Source organism: Pseudomonas bohemica (assembly GCF_002934685.1).
GTDB lineage: Bacteria > Pseudomonadota > Gammaproteobacteria > Pseudomonadales > Pseudomonadaceae > Aquipseudomonas > Aquipseudomonas bohemica.
In genome coordinates, this window is record NZ_NKHL01000049.1 from 7,360 (window position 1) to 7,620 (window position 261).

1 protein-coding gene is annotated in these 261 nt (G+C 66.3%); it reads left to right on the forward strand.

What is annotated here, in order from left to right; translation table 11 throughout:
• Positions 1-261 (forward strand): autotransporter-associated beta strand repeat-containing protein (locus tag CE491_RS00545; RefSeq protein WP_199884914.1); only part of this gene is annotated, 261 nt, incomplete at both ends.

Consider the following 261-nt stretch of genomic DNA (forward strand, 5'->3'; position numbering starts at 1 on the left):
ACGGGCGGCACGCTCAACAGCAGCGCCAACGTGACGTTGAACAATGCGATTGCGCTTAACGCCAACCTCACCGCTGGCGGCGCCAACTCGCTCACCCTCGGCGGCGTGGTCAGCGGCAGTGGCGGATTGACCAAGAACGGGGCGGCCAACCTGATTGTCAACGGCGTCAACACCTTCAGCGGCGGTACCACCCTCAACGCCGGGACCCTGACCGTCGGCAACGCCGCGGCACTCGGCATCGGCACGCTGAACGTGGGTGGT